Source organism: Mesorhizobium sp. M7A.F.Ca.US.005.03.2.1 (assembly GCF_003997795.1).
GTDB lineage: Bacteria > Pseudomonadota > Alphaproteobacteria > Rhizobiales > Rhizobiaceae > Mesorhizobium > Mesorhizobium ciceri.
In genome coordinates, this window is the sequence record NZ_RZRP01000711.1 from 1 (window position 1) to 3,310 (window position 3,310).

Annotated in this window: 4 protein-coding genes; 2 read left to right on the plus strand and 2 right to left on the minus strand. The window is 64.6% G+C overall.

Annotated features, from left to right (window positions below):
• Positions 1–745 (minus strand): inverse autotransporter beta domain-containing protein (locus EN991_RS28815; RefSeq protein WP_164769435.1); only part of this gene is annotated, 745 nt, incomplete at its 3' end.
• Positions 746–1,002: 257 nt separating this feature from the next.
• Here EN991_RS28815 and EN991_RS28820 point away from each other — a divergent pair.
• Both EN991_RS28820 and EN991_RS28825 read left to right on the plus strand, forming a co-directional pair.
• Positions 1,003–1,569, plus strand: a complete 567-nt coding sequence (locus EN991_RS28820; protein ID WP_245461097.1) for an invasion associated locus B family protein — start codon at positions 1,003–1,005, stop codon at positions 1,567–1,569.
• A 68-nt stretch (positions 1,570–1,637) separates the two neighbouring features.
• Positions 1,638–2,876 (plus strand): Xaa-Pro peptidase family protein, encoded by a 1,239-nt coding sequence (locus tag EN991_RS28825; RefSeq protein WP_127370022.1) that lies wholly within the window; start codon positions 1,638–1,640, stop codon positions 2,874–2,876.
• 217 nt (positions 2,877–3,093) lie between these two features.
• On the opposite strand, the gene EN991_RS28835 is transcribed toward EN991_RS28825, so the two are convergent.
• Positions 3,094–3,310, minus strand: a 217-nt coding sequence (locus EN991_RS28835) for an amidase family protein (RefSeq protein WP_245461098.1), incomplete at its 5' end; no start/stop codon positions are given.

Consider the following 3,310-nt stretch of genomic DNA (forward strand, 5'->3'; position numbering starts at 1 on the left):
ACTCGAAGCCGGCCTTGGCGCCGGTGACGCTGCCGTCGTCGCCATGCGGATCCTCGAAATGATAGCCGCCGATGTCGAGCCGCAGCGAATGCTTGTCGGGCAGGTTGACCGGCACCTGCGCGCCGATCTCGCCCTCGATGCCCCATGCCGCGTAATCGCGGTGGTCGAGGACCGAGATCTGCTCGATCAGCTGGTTGCTGACCATCGATAGGGTCGAACTGGTCGAGTGATCCGTCGAATCACCCTTGATCGGCAGATAGACGTTCACATGCGCATCGAAATGAGGCGTGATCGCCTCGGCGCCCAGCGTGGCCGCGGTGAACTGGGTGGAGTTGTAGTTCTCGAGATTGAGATAGGCGTAGCCGCCGATCATCAGGTCCGGGTTGACGATGCGGCGAATGCCGAGGCCGACATCCTGGCCGGAACCGTCCTTGAAATCGTGCTTGGCCCGGACATCCAGGAACAGCACGGATTCGGCCGTCTGCTTGAGCGGGATGAAACCTTCGAGCGCGCCGTTGCCGCCATTGTTGTCGGCGCCGATGATGGCGCGGATCTGCGGCTGCCATAGCCCGTTGGGATCGCCATAGGCGGCCATGCCTGAAAGGCCGAGCGCCAGCGTCGTCAGTGCCGTCGTCTTCCAGAGATGCCTGGCGATTCGCGAACGGCGATAGCCGGCGTGCACGCGGAAATCCTCCCCACGCGCCGCCATCTCACCAACTTGCCGAGGCGTCTCGGTAGTTCCCATCCCTGGCGAGTCCTTCGGGGACTGCACGCACCCCGTGTAAAATCTTACTCGAATTCTATTGTATAGCGAGTCTCCGGCGCTTCGATTTCTGAGGGCCTCCTGCAATATTGTTCGTTGTATCCGAAAAGCCACAGTAATTTCGCCGGCTTGCTTGCCTCCTGCTCGGCTTCCGGAACAGTCGCGGGTGTTGTATCAAGCCATGCTCGGGAGAATACCGGGCGCGGCGAGGAAACATGCAAGGCATCCGGCAAAACAACATGACATTTACTTTAGCAAAGCCTAATCTACTCGGCATGGCCGCGGGGCTGGCCGCCCTGTGGCTTGCTCTGGCCACCGGCCCAGCCCTCGCCGAAGATGCCAAGCCGGCCCAGCCAAAGCCGGCTGAAAGCAATGCAAAACCGGCCGATGCCAATCCGTGGGCGATGAACTGCTCCAGCGGTTCGGCGACCACCGAGCTTCAGTGCCAGCTTTCGCAGAACCTGACCGAGGCCAAGACCGGGCAGCGCGTGCTGACCGTGACCGTGCGCCGCGACAACGGCAATGGCAGCCTCGCCATGCTGCTTGCCCTGCCGCACGGCCTGTTCCTGCCGTCCGGCGCCTCCTTCCAGATCGATCAGGGCCAGAAGACGACGATTGCCATCCAGACCAGCGACCAGAACGGCGCCTATGCCGCCACGCCACTGTCGGCGGATCTCATCAAGGCCATGAAGTCGGGGACCAATCTGAACATCGGCATGGAATCGGTCACCCGCAAGCCGGTCACCATCCCGGTGTCGCTGGCTGGCTTCACCGCCGCCGTCGCCAAGCTGGAATCGATCAAGTAGCTGTTGTCAGCGGCTTGATTGTCGATGCCCGGAATGCTCCGTTGCCGCTTCGGACAGTGGAGAAACCCATGACAGGCTTTGTCGACCGCCAGCGCGCGGCGCAACTGATGGACCGCGCCGGCATCGAGGCGCTGGTGCTGTGCGCGCCCGAGGCCTTCCACTATGCGACCGGAGCCTCGATCGGCCCGGCGGGACTGTTCCGGCGCTCCGGCGCCGGCTTTGTCGTCATCCCGGCTGGCCGAGACCTGCCGATCGGCGTCGTGGTGGCGGACTTCAATGCGGGACAATTGCAGCGGGTTCTGCCGGACGCTGTCATCCGCAGCCACCCGATCTGGATCGAAGCCGCCACGCTGGACGCCTCGACGTCAGGGCAAGGGTTGCCGCAACGCATCGAGGCCGGCCTTGCCGGCCGGGCGCCTGGTTTTTCTCGGCCCGCGACATTCGAACTCGCCCGTGCCGTCGACGAGCTGAAGCAGATCCTGACCGGGTTTGGGCTCGGGCGCGCAAGGGTCGGCGTCGACCTCGATTTTGTTCCCGCCGCCGATTTCTCGGTCATGCAGGCGCTGCTGCCGGCCTGCACGATGGTCGACGGCTCGGCCGTGCTCGACAGGTTGCGGGCCATCAAGTCGCCGCGCGAGATCGACCTGCTGCAGCAAGGCATCATCCTGTCGGAAGCCGGGCTGGAGCGGCTGCAGGTCGATGCGATGGCCGGCATGCGCCAGGCCGATCTCATTGCCCTCTACCGGCAAGGTGTCGCCACGGCCGCGTCCGGCCTGTCTCATACGGTCCAAACTGCCGAATATGTGACGCTGGGCGCTCGGGCCAAAGATGCCGATGCGAAAGCGATGCCTGGCGATCCGCTGAAGTGCGACATGGTCTGCACGGTCGGCGGCTACGCCTCCGACATGTCGCGCAACTTCACCTTCGGGCCGCCATCCGCCGAGCAGGCCGAACTGCACGCCATCGCCGAGCGGGCCTTTGACGACGGCCTGGCGTCCCTTGATGCGGGAACCACGCTCGCCCACGTGCATCGCGTCGCCACCGACAGCCTGGCGCGGCAAGGGCTGCGCACCTACCGCCGCGGCCATTTCGGCCATGGCGTCGGCCAGTCGGTGTTTTCCGAACAATGGCCGTTCATCGCCGCCGACAGCGATGTCGTGATCGAAGCCGGCATGGTGCTGGCCTTCGAGATCCCGCTCTACATAGACGGCCTCGCTAGCTTCAATCTCGAGGACCAGTTCCTGATCACGCCGGACGGGCCCAAGCCGATGAACAGGCTGCCGCGACGGCTGGAGAGGATTGGATAACGAGGCGGGTCACTGCAGGGACAGCGCTCTACGCCCCCCTTGCCCTACCGGGCATCTCCCCCTCAAGGGGGGAGATTGGCAGCTTCGCCGTCTCGCCCACCTTACCGTGTAGATGATTTGGCGAAGGCTGTTGAGCGCGTAATCTCCCCCCTTGAGGGGGAGATGTCCGGCAGGACAGAGGGGGCGCCACGGAACTCGGCGGTGGGCTGCCAAGCACCTAACCACTCACCGCCGGCCTTCTCCCCCTCCACGGCATCTCTTGCTCCAGCTGCGCCGACGCGGCCAGCACCGTTGCCTCGTCGCCGTAGCGGCCGACCAGCTGCACGCCGATCGGGACGCCGTCTTTCGACCAGCCGAGCGGCAGCGAGATCGCCGGCTGGCCTGAGATGTTGAAGGGGAAGGCAAACACCGAGTCCGCCCATTTGGCGTTGTAG

Excerpts from the sequence above, each read along its gene's own strand:
- EN991_RS28825 (WP_127370022.1), top strand. The coding sequence starts at position 1,638 with ATGACAGGCTTTGTCGACCGCCAGCGCGCGGCGCAACTGATGGACCGC.
- EN991_RS28820 (WP_245461097.1), top strand. The coding sequence starts at position 1,003 with ATGACATTTACTTTAGCAAAGCCTAATCTACTCGGCATGGCCGCGGGG.